The organism is Breoghania corrubedonensis (assembly GCF_003053845.1).
Taxonomy (GTDB): domain Bacteria; phylum Pseudomonadota; class Alphaproteobacteria; order Rhizobiales; family Stappiaceae; genus Breoghania; species Breoghania corrubedonensis.
The window spans coordinates 78,820-95,756 of the sequence record NZ_QAYG01000004.1 but is presented as its reverse complement, the minus strand read 5'-3'; the positions used below and the strand labels follow the sequence as shown (position 1 = coordinate 95,756).

The window sequence follows — 16,937 nt, the reverse complement described above, 5'->3', positions numbered from 1 at the left end:
CTGGAGGATTTGCCATGTCGGCACACGCACAGAGCCGCCGTCTGACGGCGGTGGACATCGCCAACCGCAAGGGAGGCGAGCCGATCGTGTCGTTGACCGCCTACCATGCCCACACGGCGCGGCTTGTCGATCGGCATGCCGATTTCATGTTGGTAGGCGACTCACTCGGCATGGTGATGCACGGCCTGGAATCGACCGTTCCTGTTACCGTCGAGATGATGATTCTTCACGGTCAGTCGGTTGTTCGCGGTTCTGAACGGGCGCTCGTCGTGGTGGACCTGCCGTTTGGATCTTATGAGGAAAGTCCCGAGCAGGCGTTTCGAACAGCCGCGCGTGTCATGAAGGAGACGGGTTGCGGTGCGATCAAGCTTGAAGGCGGGCGCCACATTGCCCCGACCGTGCGCTATCTGACCGAGCGTGGCGTTCCCGTTCTCTCCCACATCGGCCTGACGCCGCAGTCGGTGAACACCATGGGAGGGTTCAAGGTACAGGGACGTGACGAGGCGAAATGGCCGGAGCTCGAAGCCGATGCCGCCGCGGTGGCAGAGGCCGGGTCGTTCGGCGTCGTTCTCGAAGGCCTTGTCGAGCCTCTGGCTGCCCGCATCACGCGCCAGGTTGCGATCCCGACGATCGGAATCGGTGCATCCAGCGCCTGCGACGGGCAGATACTCGTTCTGGAAGACATGCTCGGCCTGTCGCCGCGGGTGCCGAAATTCGTCAAGACTTACGGGCGGCTTGCCGACGCGATCGATTCCGCTGTGGGCGACTATGCGCAGGAAGTGCGTGCGCGCACATTCCCCGCACCCGAATACGTCTACGGAATGCCGAAAAAGGTCGCTTCGGGCGAATAGGAGCGGCAAATGCGCGTCGCCGGCCGCAAATTCGCCATGACCCCGACGCATGAGGGCGCAGGTGGGAATGGATTGGCGGACTTGGGGCCGGTCTGATTGCGTCCGCAAGGGCGAGCATGTATGGTCCGGCGGCATTCGGGAACCTCTCACGCGTGTGAGAAGGCCAATGCAAGGTACGGATCCCGCAATCGTATTTGGTTCGACACACCGTCGGCGGTGTGGGATCTGATGGAAGTTTCGAGCGAGGTTCGATGTCCGACATTTTTCGCGAGGTCGATGAGGACCTACGGCGCGATCGTTATGGCAAGCTGTGGAAGCGGCTCGCGCCTTACATCATCGGCGTTGCGGTGCTGATCGTGGCTGGGACCGGCGGCTACCGGTTCTTTGAGTACCGGCAAGCGCAGCAATCGGCAAAGGCCGGCGATATGCTCCTTACCGCGATCGATGAAGGCAATGCCGGCGATCACGACAAGGCGCGTGAGGAGCTTGCCGGCCTTTCCGACGCCACCGGTGGCTATGCGATGCTGGGTAGCATGCGCGCCGCGAGCGAACTTGCTGCCGCCGGTGACAAGGACGGGGCGCTGAAAGCGTTTTCAAAGATCGCGGACGATACGTCTATCGACAAACTGTATCGTGATATGGCCGCTATTCGCGCCGGCTATCTCGCTGTTGATCTGGAAGACCGCGACAAGGTGAAGGCGCGGGTCGAGCCGCTCGCCGACGCGGCGAATTCACTTCGGGCTGCCGCGTGGGAGATCCTTGGACTTGCCGCGTGGAAGGCCGGAGACATGGACGGGGCCGACAAATGGTTCGCCATGATCCTTGAGGACAGGGAAGCGCCCGCAGACGTTTCCACCCGGGCGCGAATGATGCAGTCGCTCATTCAGGCGGCCAAGACACCGGAAGTCGCTTCGAACGCGAACGGCGCCGCCACCGACGAGGAAAAGACCCAGTGATCAGCAAGCGTAACCCTTCCAACGGCGCCCGGTATGGCAGGCGTATCCGCGCGGTTACGACCGTGCTCCTGGCCGCAGTGCTTCTGGGGGGCTGCTCCTCGATTTCTTCGCTCAATCCCTTCGCGGAGAAAGAGGATATTCTTCCCGGTGATCGGCAGCCGTTGTTCAAGGGCGCGAACGCGCTTGAAAACGAGGGGGTGGAAAGGAAGACCGTTTCCATCCCGGCGCCGCAAAATGTCGGCGATTGGAGCCAGGCGGGCGGCAACGCAATGAACAATCCCGGGCACGTCGCAATGGCCGGAAACGGCGCGCGCGCCTGGAAGGCGTCGCTGGGCGGCGACTCGTACAAGCTCTCCACCTTCGGTAGTTCGGCGCCGCGCGTGTCGGCGCGTCCGATCTCCTATCAGGGCCGGATCTATATCTACGAGCAGAACGGCACTGTGACTGCGCTCTCCGCAAATGGCGGGCGTCAGTGGAAGGTCGAGCTTCGTCCGGAGGGCGAAAGCGACTCAGCGCTCGGTGGCGGTGTTGCCGCCGACAGCGGCCGGATCTTCGCTGCAACCGGTTACGGCTCTCTTGTGGCGCTCAACCCGGCCAACGGCGCAAGGCTCTGGACAGTGCCGCTCGATGCACCCGCACGCGGCGCTCCGACAGCTGCGGGCGGCAAGGTCTACGTCGTGACGCAGACCAACGAAGTCGTCGCGATTAATCAGGAAGATGGGTCCCAGATCTGGACCTATGCTGGCATTTCGGAGACGGCAGGCCTGCTCTCCTCAGCCAATCCGGCCATATCCGGTAACACCGTGGTGGTGCCGTTCTCCTCGGGAGAGGTCACGGCGATTGACGCCAAGGACGGTACGCCCAAGTGGTCGGATGCCGTCAGCCGCTCCTACCGGACCCAGGCGATTTCCGGACTGGCCGACGTTTCCGCAAGCCCGGTTATTGCTGGTGGCACGGTGATCGCCACCGGTGTCGCCGGCCGCACGATAGGCGTTAGCCTGAAGACAGGCGAGCGGCTGTGGGAACAGGATATCGGAAGCGTTCACACGCCGGCCGTCGCAGGCAATGCGGTGTTCCTGATCGATCTGAACGACCGTCTGGTTGCGCTTGACCTCAAAAGCGGTCAACCGATGTGGGTGACCCAGCTTCCGGTGGTACGTACGAAGAAGAAGCAGTCGAACTGGGCCGGTCCGGTTCTTGCGGGCAACAAGCTCTGGATGTTCTCCAGCGATGGTCATATGGCGCTGGTCAATCCCACGAACGGGACCATCATTTCGAACCGAGAGACGTCGGAGCCGACCTACATGTCGCCGATTGTCGCTAGCGGTCGCATGATTGTGGTCGAAGGCAAGGGCGATATCGTCGCCTACAACTGATCTGCGTGCGAGCGCAAAAATAAAAGGCCGGCGTGCCCTTCGCGCGCCGGCCGTTTTCGTGTATTCCGCACGCGTGCCAGCCGCGTTCCGCGGCCAGTCGTCATGAGTAAGGAGCGAAGGGCGTGAACGCGACCGTCGCCATTATCGGCCGCCCCAACGTGGGCAAGTCGACCCTTTTCAACCGTCTTGTCGGCAAGCGCCTGGCGCTGGTCGATGACACGCCCGGTGTCACGCGCGACCGCCGGCCGGGGGACGCGCGTCTGGGTGATCTGCGCTTCACCATCGTCGATACGGCGGGGCTGGAGGATGCCGACAAGGCCACCCTCGCAGGCCGCATGCGCAAGCAGACCGAAGAAGCGATCCAGGACGCCGATGTCGTGCTGTTCGTCATTGATGCGCGCGCCGGTGTCACGCCGCTTGACGCTCATTTCGCGGAAGTGGCGCGCAAGATCGCGCGTCCTGTGATCCTGCTCGCCAACAAGGCGGAAGGCCGCGCCGGGGAGCCGGGGATCTATGAGGCCTATTCACTCGGGCTTGGCGAGCCGGTGCCGATTTCGGCCGAGCATGGCGAGGGACTTTCCGATCTCTATGACGCGTTGCGCGAGGAGTTCGAAAAACTCGAGGCCGCCGAGGGGCCGAGCGAAGAAGCCGAAACCGATATCGTCATCGATCCGGATGCCGACGGCGAGGAAGACGACGAGCCTGCGGGAACCGTCGATCGGCCTCTGCGCGTCGCAATCGCGGGGCGGCCGAATGCGGGCAAGTCGACACTGATCAACAAGCTGCTTGGTGAGGAGCGGTTGCTGACGGGACCGGAGGCGGGCATCACGCGTGACTCTATTTCCGTCGATTGGGTCTGGCGCGAGCGGCATGTGAAGCTGTTTGATACCGCCGGTATGCGCCGCAAGGCGCGCGTGCAGGAAAAGCTGGAAAAGCTCTCCGTTGCCGACGCGTTGCGGGCCATCAAGTTCGCCGAGGTCGTGGTTGTCACGCTCGATGCGAACATCCCGTTCGAAAAACAGGACCTGCAGATCATTGATCTCGTCCAGCGCGAGGGGCGGGCGCTGGTCATCGCCTTCAACAAGTGGGACACGATTGAGGATCGCACCGAAGTCTGGACGGAGATCAAGTACCAGGCCGAGCGCTATCTGAATCAGGTGCGCGGCGTCGCCATGGTGCCGATCTCCGCGACCACGGGGCAAGGCCTCGACAAGCTGATGGAAGCGGTCTTTGACGCCTACAAGATGTGGAACGCGCGGGTCTCGACTGCGCGGCTCAACAAGTGGCTTGAAGGCGTGGTCGCGCATCACCCGCCTCCGGCGGTCGCCGGCCGGCGCATCAAGCTGCGTTATCTGACCCAGGCGAAGACGCGGCCGCCGCATTTCATCGTGTTCTGCTCGCGGCCCGAACAGTTGCCGGAGGCGTATTTGCGTTATCTGGTCAATGGTGTCCGCGAGACCTTCAAGCTCCCGGGAACACCCATACGCCTGTCGTTCCGCAAAGGTGAGAACCCTTACGCCAACAAGGCGAAAAAGAAGCGGTAGCTCCGGAGGCGGAGCGTGGCGCGGTTCCCGCGTCGTCCGCCAGCGGAACCGGGTCTTATTTGCGAAACCGGATGCTATCGGATGGCAGCTCGCCGAAGCGCTCTCGATACGCCCGGGCGAAGTGACCCAGACTGCTGAAGCCGCAATGCAAGGCCACCGCTATCACCGAAGCGTGGCAGCCGTCGATCAACATGGCGCGGGCCTTGGATAGGCGTAAGTACTTGATGTACTCGTGCGGCGTCTCGCCATGACGGGCAATGAAACTGCGGTGAAGCGTCCGCCCGCTAAGCTCAGCCACGGCGGCGAGGTCTTCCAGCGTAAGCGTCTTGTTCCAGTTTGCGTGAATGTGGTCCTCGACCCGTCGAAGGCGTGTGACGTTCGTATCGGCCTTCTTGCGGTCCAGGGCGTCGGAATAGTTGTGCCGGGTGTGCAGCAGAAGACGCGTCAGCGTCAGCGCTTCCAGCTCGCACATGAACGTGCCCTGGAAACGCGGGTCGATTTGGTCCAGTTCATGGCAGGCGGTCAGCAACGGCTGGCGAAAGTAGTCGGCGAACCGCCTGTCGCCGCGCGTCGGTTGCTCGAATGCAACCGTGTCGTGGATCTCATGACCGAGCAGCATTTCCAGCCGCTGGCGGAGCGCAGAGGCGCTGACGCGTACCGCGACACTCTTGTAGCCTTCTGGGTGTCTCTCGCTTAGCGGCACGTTCTCGGGAACCACATAGCCACTGGTGCGCGGGCTCGCCTCCAGCTGTATCGCTCCAATCCGCACGTTACACGGTCGATCGATTTGCAGCACGATGCGGATATAATCAGCCGGCGGAAATGAAAACTCAGTGCAAAAGCCGCTATTCAAGTAAAAGATCGAGATGTTTTTTGCGGAAACGCTTCGACAGACAAATTTTACGCCCTGCGTGTGCACATGCGCGCATTGGACCGTGCCCCCCCCAATTGCAGCAATAAGGTCCGCAAGTTGGTCGACGCTGTCCGCTTCAATGGCCGGGAAGGATCTGAGAAACATGACTTATTTCCGGCTCGAGAATTGGACGGGGGGGATGGCTTGATTTGTTAACCATACGACGTGGGTCGCAGAGGATCAGCCAAAAAGCGGTCGATGACTATCTCCGAAATATTACCTATTTCCGCGTAACCCCATAGAATCCGCGTGGGCATTTGGTTCGGAAATTTTTTAGTTCTCCCTTTTTTCGAATTTTCTGCCGGGAAACTCGGACTATCGATGGTCCCGGCACCTGTCGTGATTTGAATATCGGGATCGAATTTGTCTGATATGGAATTCAAGAGAGATTAACCATGAATAATTTACTTAGAAGGAGGACGATCTAAATCGCAGGGGAGCTGGGGGTAAGAATGCAAATCTCAATCAAGGGCCAGTTGAATAGTCTCGCTATATTTTTCTCTATACTTTTACTGGCACTGACAGTCGGTGCCTGGATAGGTATGGACTGGGTGCGGGTTTTCCAGGACAGGGGAGCAGAGCTTTCCGAACGTGCCGAGCAAGCAGCTGATATGGGCAGCGTTGGCGCCCGGCTCTACCGTGTTATCGCTGACGCGGAGATCAACCGTGATCTCGTCACCACCCGCAAGGATTGGACGGAGGCACTCGCCAAGGAGCGCACGCAAATTCAGTCGATCGGGGAATGGGCCACAGCGCCAGCCGATGCTGCGGCGTTCAAGGCTGGTGAAGCTGCCATCAACAAGCTTGTGGATCTCTTCGAGACGACAATGATGCCGGAACTCGAGAAGGCCGAAGGCATGACGACGGCTATTCGCGAACTTGATTCAGAAATCGATGACGTCGTGTCGGAGATCAAGACATCCTTTCGTGGGCTTGAGGCGTTGGCCATGGCGGAAGCACTCCACGCAGACACGCAGTTCGATGATGCCACCTCTTCTGCGCTCCTCTGGATACTGGGTGTCATGGTTGCATCGCTGGCGGTCACATTCGCCATCAGCTTCAAGATCAACCGTGGTATCAGCCGTGGCATGTCTGAACTGCTCACAGCCATGAACGGTATCGCCGACGGCAAGCTCGACATCGTTATTGGTGGCATCGACCGCAAGGACGAGTTCGGCCAGATGTCCAGCGCGCTCAACGTGGCGTTGCAGGGATTGGTCAAGGCCGAGGAAATGCGATCGCAATCGGTATTGCGCGAGGCCGCCGAGCGTGAGGGCCTTGCTCGCCGCGAAACGTTGGCGAAGGACTTCGTCGGACGGATGCAGGCGCTTTCCGCCAGCTTTGGTACGTCATCCGGTTCCGTGGCCGATGCGGCGCACAATCTTTCCGCGACGGCCGAGGAGACCTCACGACAGGCCCAATCGGTGGCAGCGGCTGCCGAGCAAGCGTCCGCCAATGTACAGACGGTCGCGACCGCGTCCGAGGAAATGGCCGCCTCCGTTCGGGAGATCAACGGTCAGGTCACGCATTCGGCCAAAGTGGCCGATCTAGCCTTTACCGAGGCGGAAGCCTCCAACGCCCGTATCGAGGTGCTGGCGGAGACGGCGAGCGCCATCGGTGCGGTTGTCGATCTAATCAATGGCATCGCCGACCAGACCAATCTGCTGGCGCTCAACGCAACCATCGAAGCGGCCCGCGCCGGTGAGGCCGGCAAGGGCTTTGCGGTTGTCGCGGCTGAAGTGAAGGAGCTCGCTTCCCAGACCGGCCGGGCGACGGAAGAGATCGCCCAGAAGATCGGCGAGATCCAGCAGGCGGCCGACGGCACGGTGACTTCCATGTCGGAGATCGTCCGTGTCGTCGCCGACATCAAGGAAATTGCTTCGGCCATTGCCGGTGCGGTGGAGGAGCAGGGCGCGGCGACCGGCGAGATCGCCCGCAACTGCCAGCAGGCGGCAACGGGCACGCAGGAAGTAACTGAGAATATCTCGGGCGTAAGCCAAGCCGCAGAGATGACCGGCGCCGCCTCGCAGCAGCTCATGGACCTCTCGTCCGGCCTCTCCGGCCAGGCGGCAGAGCTGAACCAGGTGGTGGAGACCTTCGTGCGAGATTTCGCCGCCGCCTGAGGCGGGCGAGGCAAATCGAAGAACTGGATCAAGAAAATTCAAAGCCCTCGCCCTATGCGGGGGCTTTGTCGTTCAGAGAACGGCCGACTCGACAAAACGATGGCCCATGAAAGATGGGCGCTGGCCATCAAGGGCGCAGACATGCGGCCGGATCTTCGAGGTGTGTCCCGAGATTGTTTCTCGCGATACCGTACCAATCACCCGGCGGCGAAGTCCTTCAGGGCGTGCGTGGGAAAATCGTAGAGCTTGCCGGTTTCGTCGAAGTCCGCAGACAGCAGATCCATGATCGGTCCGACAAGTTCGCCCGGATGGGGGAGCGTTTCTGGATCTTCGCCCGGCATCGCCTTGGCGCGCATCGCGGTGCGCATGGGGCCGGGGTTGACGAGATTGGCGCGCACGTTGCTCGTCGTTTCGGTCTCGCCGGCATAGGTGCGTACCAGCGCTTCGAGAGCGGCCTTTGAAACGGAATAGATGCCCCAGTACGGTTTGCATTTGTGCGCGGCGCCGGACGAGATGAACGCTGCGCGACCGGCGTTGGCGGCGCGCAGGAGCGGATCGAGCGAGCGGATAAGCCGGTAATTGGCGGTGACGTTCACCGCCATCACCTCTTCGAAATCCTTCGGATCGATATGGCCGACCGGCGAGAGAATACCAAGGAGGCCAGCATTGCCGACCAGCATGTCGAGCTTGCCCCAGCGCTCGTAGATCGAGGCACCGAGCCGGTCGATTGCCTCGAAGTCCATGAGGTCGAGCGGCACGAGCGTCGTGCTGCCGCCCGCGGCCTGGATCTCGTCATCGAGATCCTCCAGCCCGCCGACTGTGCGCGCGATCGCGATGATATGCGCGCCTTCCGCCGCAAGTCCCTTCGCCACCTGATAGCCGATACCGCGCGATGCACCGGTGACGACCGCGAGCTTTCCTTCAAACCGTTTGGTCATGATCGAACGTCTTTGCAACAGGGGGAGGGAATCCGCGCGAAGCCGGCCTCAACTCACTTCTACCAGACGATTGAGCTGACGCATTTCGGCGGTGCCGGACTTGTCGGTGAGGGGGGTCGGATAGTCGCTGGTGAAGCAGGCGTCGCAATATTGCGGCGCGTCCGAATTGCGGCCGGCTTCTCCCACGGCACGGTAGAGCCCGTCTATCGAAAGAAAGGCGAGGCTGTCGACCTTGATGTAGTCGGCCATTTCCGCAATCGTCATGCGGGAGGCGAGAAGCTTCGATTTCTCCGGTGTGTCGACGCCATAGAAGCAGCTGTCCCGGGTCGGCGGGGACGCTATGCGCATGTGCACTTCCTTCGCGCCCGCCTCGCGCACCATCTGCACGATCTTCAGTGATGTGGTGCCGCGTACGATGGAATCGTCCACCAGCACCACGCGCTTGCCGGCCAGCATGGTGCGGTTGGCATTGTGCTTCAGTTTCACGCCCATGTGGCGGATGGAATCGGTCGGCTGAATGAAGGTGCGGCCGACATAGTGATTTCGGATGATGCCGAGCTCGAACGGCAATCCGGCTTCCTGCGCGTAGCCGATAGCCGCGGGGGTGCCGGAATCGGGAACCGGAACCACGATATCGGCCTCGACACCGGACTCGCGCGCCAGTTCTTCGCCAATGCGCTTCCTGACCGAGTAGACGTTGGTTCCGTTCACCGAGGAATCGGGCCGGGCGAAATAGACGTACTCGAAGATGCAGAAGCGCGAATGGTTCGACGTCTGCGCGAACGGCTTCATGCTCTGAAGGCCGTTTTCGGTAATGACGACGACCTCGCCAGGTTCCACGTCGCGCACATAGTGGGCGCCAATGATATCCAGTGCGCAGGTCTCCGAAGCCAGCACATAGGTGCCGCCCAGATCGCCGAGAACGAGCGGACGCACGCCGAGCGGGTCGCGCGCGCCGATCAGCTTCTTCTCCGACAGGGCCACGACAGCGTAAGCGCCTTCGAGCTGGCTCAGCGCGTCGATCAGCCGGTCGACGAAAGCCTGTTTGGCACTCATGGCGACCAGATGGATGATCGTCTCCGTGTCCGAGGTGGACTGGAAGATCGAGCCGCGTTCCTGAAGGGCGCGCTGCAGGGTCTGGGCGTTGGTGAGGTTGCCGTTGTGGGCGACAGCGAACCCGCCGCCGGCAAGCTCGGCATAAAGCGGCTGCACGTTGCGCAGCACGGGGGCGCCGGTCGTGGAATAGCGCGTGTGACCGATGGCACGAGTGCCTTTCAGCCGGTCAATCACGCTCTGTTTGGTGAAGTTGTCTCCAACGAGGCCGATATGGCGTTCGTTGTAGAACTGGCGGCCGTCGAAGGAGACGATACCGGCCGCTTCCTGTCCACGGTGCTGAAGCGCGTGTAGCCCGAGGGCCGTCAGCGCGCCCGCATCCGGGTGCTCATAGACGCCGAAGACGCCACATTCATCGTGAAAGTGGTCGTCAGCTTCTCCATCGTCAGGCCCGATTGTGGCCGGGGACACGGAAGGAAGCGTTTTGTCGCTCATGGCTACTCCTGAGCCGGGAATTTCACCCGGCGGTCGCTACGGCCGGAAGGGGAGGTCTGGCCCATGCGTCTGAATACTCGCCTAATTTGCTGGTTGTGTGGCTTCGATCTGCTGGTTGATTCCGCTGCGCTCGCGCTCGGAATACCCGGCATTGTCATCATTTTCGGCAGCCGGCGTCGCGGCATCGTCGTTCCGCTTCGTCCCTCGGTTGCGCAACTGGTTGATGATCTCGGACTCCGGATCCTCCGGAAGCGCCGCGATCAGCCGCTGGCCGATCGAATTGAGCAGCGGTCGCGATTTTGCGTTGGCAACCCAGCCGGGCTGCTTAGGCTCCTGCACGAACCAGTTGAAAAACAACATCGCCACAACGACGAGAAGAAGCCCCCGGGCGGCGCCGAACACAAAGCCGAGTGAACGGTCCAGCGCGCCTATGCGGCTGTCGAGCACGAAATCCGAAATCCGCATCGTGATGTAGGAGACGATGATCAACGTCACAAGGAAGATAACGGCGACTGAGGCGCCAAGGGCGATCTGCTCGTGCGAGATGTACTGCTTCAGGAATGGCAGCAGGTCATCGTAGAACATGTAGGCGGCGACCGCGGCGGCAAGCCACGAGACGATTGACAGAACCTCGCGCACGAAGCCCCTGATCATCGCCAGCACGGCCGAAATCAGCATGATGACGATCAAAATTCCGTCCAGAAGGGTAATCGGCATGGCGTGCCAGGCTCCCGCGCTTCCTCAGCGGTTTGTCGCAGAACTCGATATCACGTTCGCTCCGCCGCGACGAGGTCGAGTCGGCGTTTTCCTCGACCTGATGCAAGCGGAGGCATAGATTTGCCGGCTTCAGGCATCGTCCAGTGTGCCAGCCGCAACCTCGGCGACGAGGTCACCCAGTTCCGCCAAACCATGGACTTCTATCTCGCGCCCCGGTTCGTCCTTGGTGTTCGCACGCGGTACGTAGGCTCGGGTGAAACCCAGTTTGCCAGCTTCCTTCAGCCGGACGGATGCCTGGGCCACCGGCCGGATCGCTCCGGACAGGCTGACTTCGCCGAAATAGACGCTCTCCGTCGGAAGGGCAACCCCGCTGAGCGAGGAGACGAGCGCGGCGGCGACCGCCATGTCCGCTCCCGGCTCGTTGATACGCAGGCCCCCGGCGACATTCAGGTAAACGTCGGATTGCCCGAACCGGACGCCGCAACGCGCTTCCAGCACGGCCAGGATCATCGAAAGACGGCTTGATTCCCAGCCCACGACTGCGCGGCGCGGGGTGCCGAGCGGAGAGGGGGCTACGAGTGCCTGGATCTCGATGAGCAGAGGTCGGGAGCCTTCCAGACCCGCAAAGACGGCAGCCCCCGGGCTGGCCGCATTTCGCTCGCCCAGAAAAAGCGCGGAAGGGTTTGCGACTTCAGCGAGACCCGCACCGCCCATCTCGAAGACGCCGATCTCGTCGGTAGGTCCGAACCGGTTCTTCACTGCCCTCAGCACCCGGTACTGGTGCATGCCGTCGCCCTCGAAATAGAGAACGGCATCGACCATGTGTTCCACGACGCGCGGACCGGCAATCTGGCCGTCCTTGGTGACGTGGCCGACGATGACGACGGCCGCGCCGGAATTCTTGGCGTAGCGCACCATGGCCTGCGCGCCCGCGCGTACCTGGGTGACGGTTCCAGGCGCCGATTCCACCTGGTCGCTCCACAACGTCTGCACGGAATCGACGATGACGAGGGCAGGAGGCTGCCCCGCCTCCAGTGTGGCGATGATGTCTTCCACGCTGGTTTCCGCCGCAAGGGCCACCGGTGCATCGGAAAGACCGAGGCGTTCGGCGCGCAGGCGCACCTGGTCGATCGCCTCCTCGCCGGAAATGTAGATGGAACGGTGCCCTGCGCGGGCGAGAGCCGCGGAGGCCTGGATCAACAAGGTGGATTTGCCGATACCCGGATCCCCACCCACCAGCAGGGCCGAACCGCGCACGAATCCGCCGCCGGTCACACGGTCGAGTTCGTTCAAGCCCGTCTGGATGCGAGGCGCCTCCCGCGTCTCGCCCGTAAGCCCGACCAGAGGGACGACGCGGCCGCGCGATTTGGCACGGAGTTTCGGGCTTGCGCCGATGCCGCCGAGGTTTTCCTCCACGATGGTGTTCCACTCACCGCAGGCGTCGCATTTGCCAGCCCATCGCGCTGTAACCGCACCACAGTTCTGGCAGACGTATTGAAGAGTGCGCTTGGCCATGAGGGGTCCACGGTGAGTTGGAGCGATGCGCGCCGACGCGTTGCGACGGTCTCAGGCCCGATCGTCTGAAGCGCCGATATAGGTGCGGGCGTAACGGCTGCCAAGTCCGGTGAGGAATTCGTAGCCGATCGTGTCGGCCGCGGCCGCGGCTTCATCCACCGGAATGTGAGGCCCGAACATTTCCACCCAGTCGCCACGCAGGCATTCGCGCTCCGGAACATCGGTCACGTCGACCGCGATCAGATCCATCGAGACTCGACCCACCAGCGGAACCTTGTGGCCGTTGATCCAGACCTTCGCGGTATCGCTGCCACCGCCGGCCCCTGCGAGCCGATGATAACCATCGGCATATCCGATGCCGACAATAGCGATGCGCGAGTTGCGGCGTAGCGTTTCCACCGCGCCGTATCCGACGGTTTCTCCGTTGCGAGCCGAATGGGTGATCAGTACCCGCGCCTCGGCTGTCACGACAGGGCGCATGGGGTTTTCCCCCTCATCCATTGCGCGGCCGCCATAGAGCGATATTCCCGGGCGGGCGACGTCGAAATGGAAATCCGGGCCCAGGAAAATGCCGGGAGAATTGGCGAGGGAACGCGGGACGCAGGGAAAGAGCGCTGTCATTTCGTGGAAGCGCTCGAGCTGGAGGGCGTTGAGTGGATTTTCAGGGTCTCCGCCGCACACAAGGTGGCTCATGACGAGCGCGAGATCAAACCGTGTCAGCACATCCGGTGCTTGCGCAATGGTCCTGGCCTCATCGATGTCGAGACCCATGCGATTCATGCCGGTATCGAGATGTAAGGCTGCGGGCAGTTTTTGTCCTGTGGAAGCGCAAAATTCAGACCACTCAAGGACTTCTGCCGGACAGTTGAGAACCGGAATCAAGCCGCCATCGCGATAGGACTCGGCCGCGCCGGGCAAAAGACCGGCCAACACGAAAACACGCGCATCCGGAGCCGCAGCGCGGGCGCGCAGTCCTTCTTGCGGAACGGCAGTAAAAAAGGTGCGGCACCCGGCCTGACTCAGGGCGACGGCCGCCTTTTCAAGACCGGTACCGTACCCATCTCCCTTGATGGCGGCGCCACATTCCGTCTTTCCGGTCCGTTGCGCCAGGCTTCGCCAGTTATCGGCCAAAGCCGCCAGATCGATGGTCAGCCGGCCACAGGCCAGACTGTCCTTCCGCGTATCCGCCATCAGGTCATTCCGTGCGTTCGGGCAGGTGGTCGTCCTGGGCCAGATCGGAGAAGCGTGTGTACTCGCCGGCGAATTGCAGGTCGACGGTGCCCGTGGGCCCGTGGCGCTGCTTGCCGATGATCACCTCGGCACGTCCGGCGACGCGGTCCATGTCCGCCTGCCATTTGAAGAAATCTTCCGAGCCCTCCTGGGGCATGGTCTTGCCGAGATAGTACTCCTCGCGGAACACGAACATGACCACGTCCGCATCCTGCTCGATGGAGCCCGATTCGCGAAGGTCCGAAAGCTGGGGACGCTTGTCGTCGCGCGATTCGACCTGACGCGAAAGCTGAGAAAGCGCGATAATGGGAACATTGAGTTCCTTGGCAAGCGCCTTGAGGCCCGTCGTGATCTCGGTGATTTCCTGAACGCGGTTGTCGGAGCGCTTTCCCGACCCCGACAGCAGCTGGATATAGTCGATTACCAGAAGGTCGAGGCCGCGCTGGCGCTTGAGTCGGCGCGCGCGCGCCACAAGGTTGGAAATCGAGATGCCACCGGTCTGGTCGATATAAAGCGGCACCGTCTGCATGTGCTGGGAGGCGGCGACCAGCATCTCGAAGTCGGCTTCGGAAATGTCGCCGCGCCGGATCTTCGAGGACGAAATCTCGGTCTGCTCGGAAATGATACGGGTTGCGAGCTGTTCGGCGGACATTTCCAGTGAGAAGAACCCGACCACGCCGCCGTCGATCGTCTTCATCGTACCGTCGGCAAGTTCTTCGGCGCGGTAGGCGGAGGCGACATTGTAGGCGATGTTGGTGGCAAGCGAGGTCTTGCCCATGCCCGGACGACCGGCAAGCACAATTAGATCCGACGACTGCAGGCCGCCCATCCGGGCGTCGAGGTCGCGAAGTCCGGAGGAAAGGCCGGACAAGGCGCCTTCGCGCTGGAAAGCGGCGGCGGCCATGTCGATGGTCGAGGTGATCGCATCGCCAAAGGCGACAAATCCGGCATTCGCACCTCCGGTCTCCGCAAGCGCGAAGAGACGGCGCTCAGCGTCGTCGATCTGCGCGGAGGGCGGCATGTCGATCGGCGCATCGAAGGCGATGTTGACCATGTCTTCGCCGATGCGAATGAGATCGCGGCGCATGGCCAGATCGTAGATCGTGCGGCCGTAATCCTCCGAATTTATGATCGAGGTGGCATCGGCGGCCAGTCGCAGGAGGTACTGCGTCGCCGTGAGGTCGGCAATCTGGGCGTCGGCGGGGAAATAGGTCTTCAACGTGATCGGGGAGGCGATCTTGCCCGCCCGGATCAGCTTCCCAGTCATTTCATAGATTTCCTGGTGCGGCGTCAGATAGAAATGTGCCGCATCAAGGAAGTCCGAAACACGATAGAACGTTTCGTTGTTGACGAGGATGGCACCCAGGAGCTGACGTTCGGCTTCCGCGTTGTGCGGTGCCGTGCGCGAAAGCGTGTTCACTGGCTCCAGTTTGGGTGCGGCGTTGTTCATTTCAAAGGTCCCCTCGGCAGGCGCGCGGCCAGCCGGAATCGTCACGTCGTTCGCACGATCTTCAAATCCTGGAAGCGTCGGAAAAACACAGAAGCTTGTTCCCGCGTACGTTGCCCGCCGGAAACGCCGTGCCGCCGCCCCCTTCTGGTTAGACTCTAGCACACGGCTTCGAAAGTCCTTCCGTCACGAAAAACGACGGAAAGCGTCTTCGCGGGGCCTTCATGTGGCGCGGCCTGTTAATTCAGTTGATGGACTTGGGTAACTGTAACGAATGACGCATGGGGGCGTTGACTCGGCGCGCCGAAAGTGAGTTCCGACCGCGCGGAATCGTGCTGCTTGTGGTGTCGCGGGGCATCTGTGATGGGGCTTTTGAAAATGAGCTGGCAAAATAGGCGTTCGCGATGAGCCAGATAGCGGCGAGCGGTGGAAAAGGAGACGCGAACGCGGGGGACCGGAGGTGGAATCATGAAGGGAGAAAAGACCGTCGCGTATATGTCGCGACGGCCCGGTCTTCGTTTTACTCGCCGGCAAGTCGCAGGTGAGGCACCTTGCGCTCGCGTTCGCGCAAGCGTTGTTCGGCTTCGAGAATATAGTCACGCGTCAGCGGCACGGCTTCCTGATCACGGGTGATCTGGATCTGGAACACCATCATGTCCTGGTAGCGGAAGGCCGTTTCGGACGCGGCCAGGTAGAATTCCCACATCAGGCAGAAGCGCTCGTCATAGAGTGCCTTGGCTTCGTCCCTGCGTGCCAGGAAACGGTCCCGCCACGCTTTCAGTGTTTCCGCATAATGCAGCCGCAGGATCTCGATATCGGTGACCTTGAGCCCGGCCTTCTCGATTTTCGGGAGGACCTCCGACAAGGAAGGGATATAGCCACCGGGGAAGATGTATTTGTCAACCCAGGGGTTGGTCGCGCCGGGGCCATCGAACCGGCCGATGGAGTGCAGGAGCATTACCCCGTCCGGCTTCAGCAGGCGGTGCGCGGCATCGAAGAATGTCGGGTAGTTGCCGACACCGACATGCTCGAACATTCCAACCGAAACAATCCGGTCGAACTGTCCCCGGCAGTCACGATAGTCTTGCAACCTGAACCGCGCCCTGTCGGTGAGCCCGGAATCGACAGCGCGGCCATTGGCTATTCCGTGCTGCTCTTCCGAAAGCGTCAGACCGGTGACGTTCGCACCACACAGGTCTGCCAGGTAGAGGCCCATGCCGCCCCATCCACAGCCTATGTCGAGAACATCCATGCCGTCCTCGATACACATCTTGGCAGCGATATGCCGCTTTTTGGCAAGCTGTGCGTTTTCCAGATTGTCGTCGGGATGCTCGAAATAGCCGCACGAGTACTGGCGATCCGAGTCGAGGAAAAGCCGATAAAGGGTTCCATCGAGATCGTAGTGACGCGCGACGTTGCTTTTCGAACGCCTGAGCGTGTTGTGCTGGTGGATGCGCCGGGTCAGGATACGCAACTTGTTCAGCACGTGCCACGACCACGTAATCGGCAGACCCTGGGTGTTGCTGCTGATCAAGGCGAGGAAGTCGTAGATGCTTCCATCCGTGATCCGCAGTCGTCCGTCCATGAAGAGCTCGCCGGCCTTGAGGGCTGGGTCGAGAACCAATGCCCTTTCTGCCGCTTTGTCAGTGAGTTCCATGGCGACATGAGATCCGGTTCCGTCGCCGTAGCTTTCGCTTTTCCCATCCGGGTAATGGACCGTCAGGGAGCCGTTCTTGATAAATTTGCTCAAATAGGTGGCAAGCAATCGCCCCATTGCCT

Annotated in this window: 13 protein-coding genes; 5 read left to right on the top strand and 8 right to left on the bottom strand. The window is 61.6% G+C overall.

Going from position 1 to position 16,937, the window contains the following annotated elements; translation table 11 throughout:
- The first annotated feature begins 14 nt into the window (after window positions 1–14).
- From panB to der, 4 genes are all read left to right on the top strand, one after another.
- Window positions 15–851, top strand: a complete 837-nt coding sequence (gene panB, locus C8N35_RS12655) for a 3-methyl-2-oxobutanoate hydroxymethyltransferase (RefSeq protein ID WP_107990075.1) — start codon at window positions 15–17, stop codon at window positions 849–851.
- A 251-nt stretch (window positions 852–1,102) separates the two neighbouring features.
- Entirely contained in the window at window positions 1,103–1,807 is a 705-nt protein-coding gene (locus C8N35_RS12650; protein ID WP_107990074.1) for a tetratricopeptide repeat protein, read from the top strand.
- Window positions 1,804–3,183 carry an outer membrane protein assembly factor BamB family protein gene (locus C8N35_RS12645; protein ID WP_245926772.1) on the top strand — a complete coding sequence of 460 codons (1,380 nt, stop codon included), beginning with the start codon at window positions 1,804–1,806 and terminating at the stop codon, window positions 3,181–3,183. The genes C8N35_RS12650 and C8N35_RS12645 overlap by 4 nt, the downstream gene beginning before the upstream one ends.
- Window positions 3,184–3,305: 122 nt before the next feature.
- Window positions 3,306–4,727 carry a ribosome biogenesis GTPase Der gene (der, locus tag C8N35_RS12640; RefSeq protein ID WP_107990073.1) on the top strand — a complete coding sequence of 474 codons (1,422 nt, stop codon included), beginning with the start codon at window positions 3,306–3,308 and terminating at the stop codon, window positions 4,725–4,727.
- A 55-nt stretch (window positions 4,728–4,782) separates the two neighbouring features.
- Here the strand turns inward: der and C8N35_RS12635 are convergent, their stop codons facing one another.
- Window positions 4,783–5,745, bottom strand: a complete 963-nt coding sequence (locus C8N35_RS12635; protein ID WP_107990072.1) for a helix-turn-helix domain-containing protein — start codon at window positions 5,743–5,745, stop codon at window positions 4,783–4,785.
- Between the two features lie 347 nt (window positions 5,746–6,092).
- Here C8N35_RS12635 and C8N35_RS12630 point away from each other — a divergent pair, with 347 nt between their 5' ends.
- A complete protein-coding gene (locus C8N35_RS12630) occupies window positions 6,093–7,763 on the top strand; it encodes a methyl-accepting chemotaxis protein (RefSeq protein ID WP_107990071.1) in 1,671 nt (556 codons plus the stop codon).
- A gap of 197 nt (window positions 7,764–7,960) precedes the next feature.
- Here the strand turns inward: C8N35_RS12630 and C8N35_RS12625 are convergent, their stop codons facing one another.
- From C8N35_RS12625 to C8N35_RS12595, 7 genes are all read right to left on the bottom strand, one after another.
- Window positions 7,961–8,701: an SDR family NAD(P)-dependent oxidoreductase gene (locus tag C8N35_RS12625; protein ID WP_210203508.1), complete on the bottom strand. Its 741-nt coding sequence runs from the start codon at window positions 8,699–8,701 to the stop codon at window positions 7,961–7,963.
- A gap of 48 nt (window positions 8,702–8,749) precedes the next feature.
- Entirely contained in the window at window positions 8,750–10,249 is a 1,500-nt protein-coding gene (gene purF, locus C8N35_RS12620) for an amidophosphoribosyltransferase (RefSeq protein ID WP_107990070.1), read from the bottom strand.
- An 81-nt stretch (window positions 10,250–10,330) separates the two neighbouring features.
- On the bottom strand, window positions 10,331–10,966 hold the full coding sequence (locus C8N35_RS12615; protein ID WP_107990069.1) for a CvpA family protein: 636 nt from the start codon (window positions 10,964–10,966) through the stop codon (window positions 10,331–10,333).
- Window positions 10,967–11,095: 129 nt separating this feature from the next.
- Entirely contained in the window at window positions 11,096–12,481 is a 1,386-nt protein-coding gene (gene radA, locus C8N35_RS12610) for a DNA repair protein RadA (protein WP_107990068.1), read from the bottom strand.
- Between the two features lie 51 nt (window positions 12,482–12,532).
- Entirely contained in the window at window positions 12,533–13,672 is a 1,140-nt protein-coding gene (gene alr, locus C8N35_RS12605; RefSeq protein WP_107990067.1) for an alanine racemase, read from the bottom strand.
- Window positions 13,673–13,676: 4 nt separating this feature from the next.
- Entirely contained in the window at window positions 13,677–15,161 is a 1,485-nt protein-coding gene (locus C8N35_RS12600) for a replicative DNA helicase (RefSeq protein WP_107990066.1), read from the bottom strand.
- Window positions 15,162–15,678: 517 nt separating this feature from the next.
- A complete protein-coding gene (locus tag C8N35_RS12595) occupies window positions 15,679–16,932 on the bottom strand; it encodes a cyclopropane fatty acid synthase (RefSeq protein WP_107990065.1) in 1,254 nt (417 codons plus the stop codon).
- Window positions 16,933–16,937 lie beyond the last annotated feature (5 nt).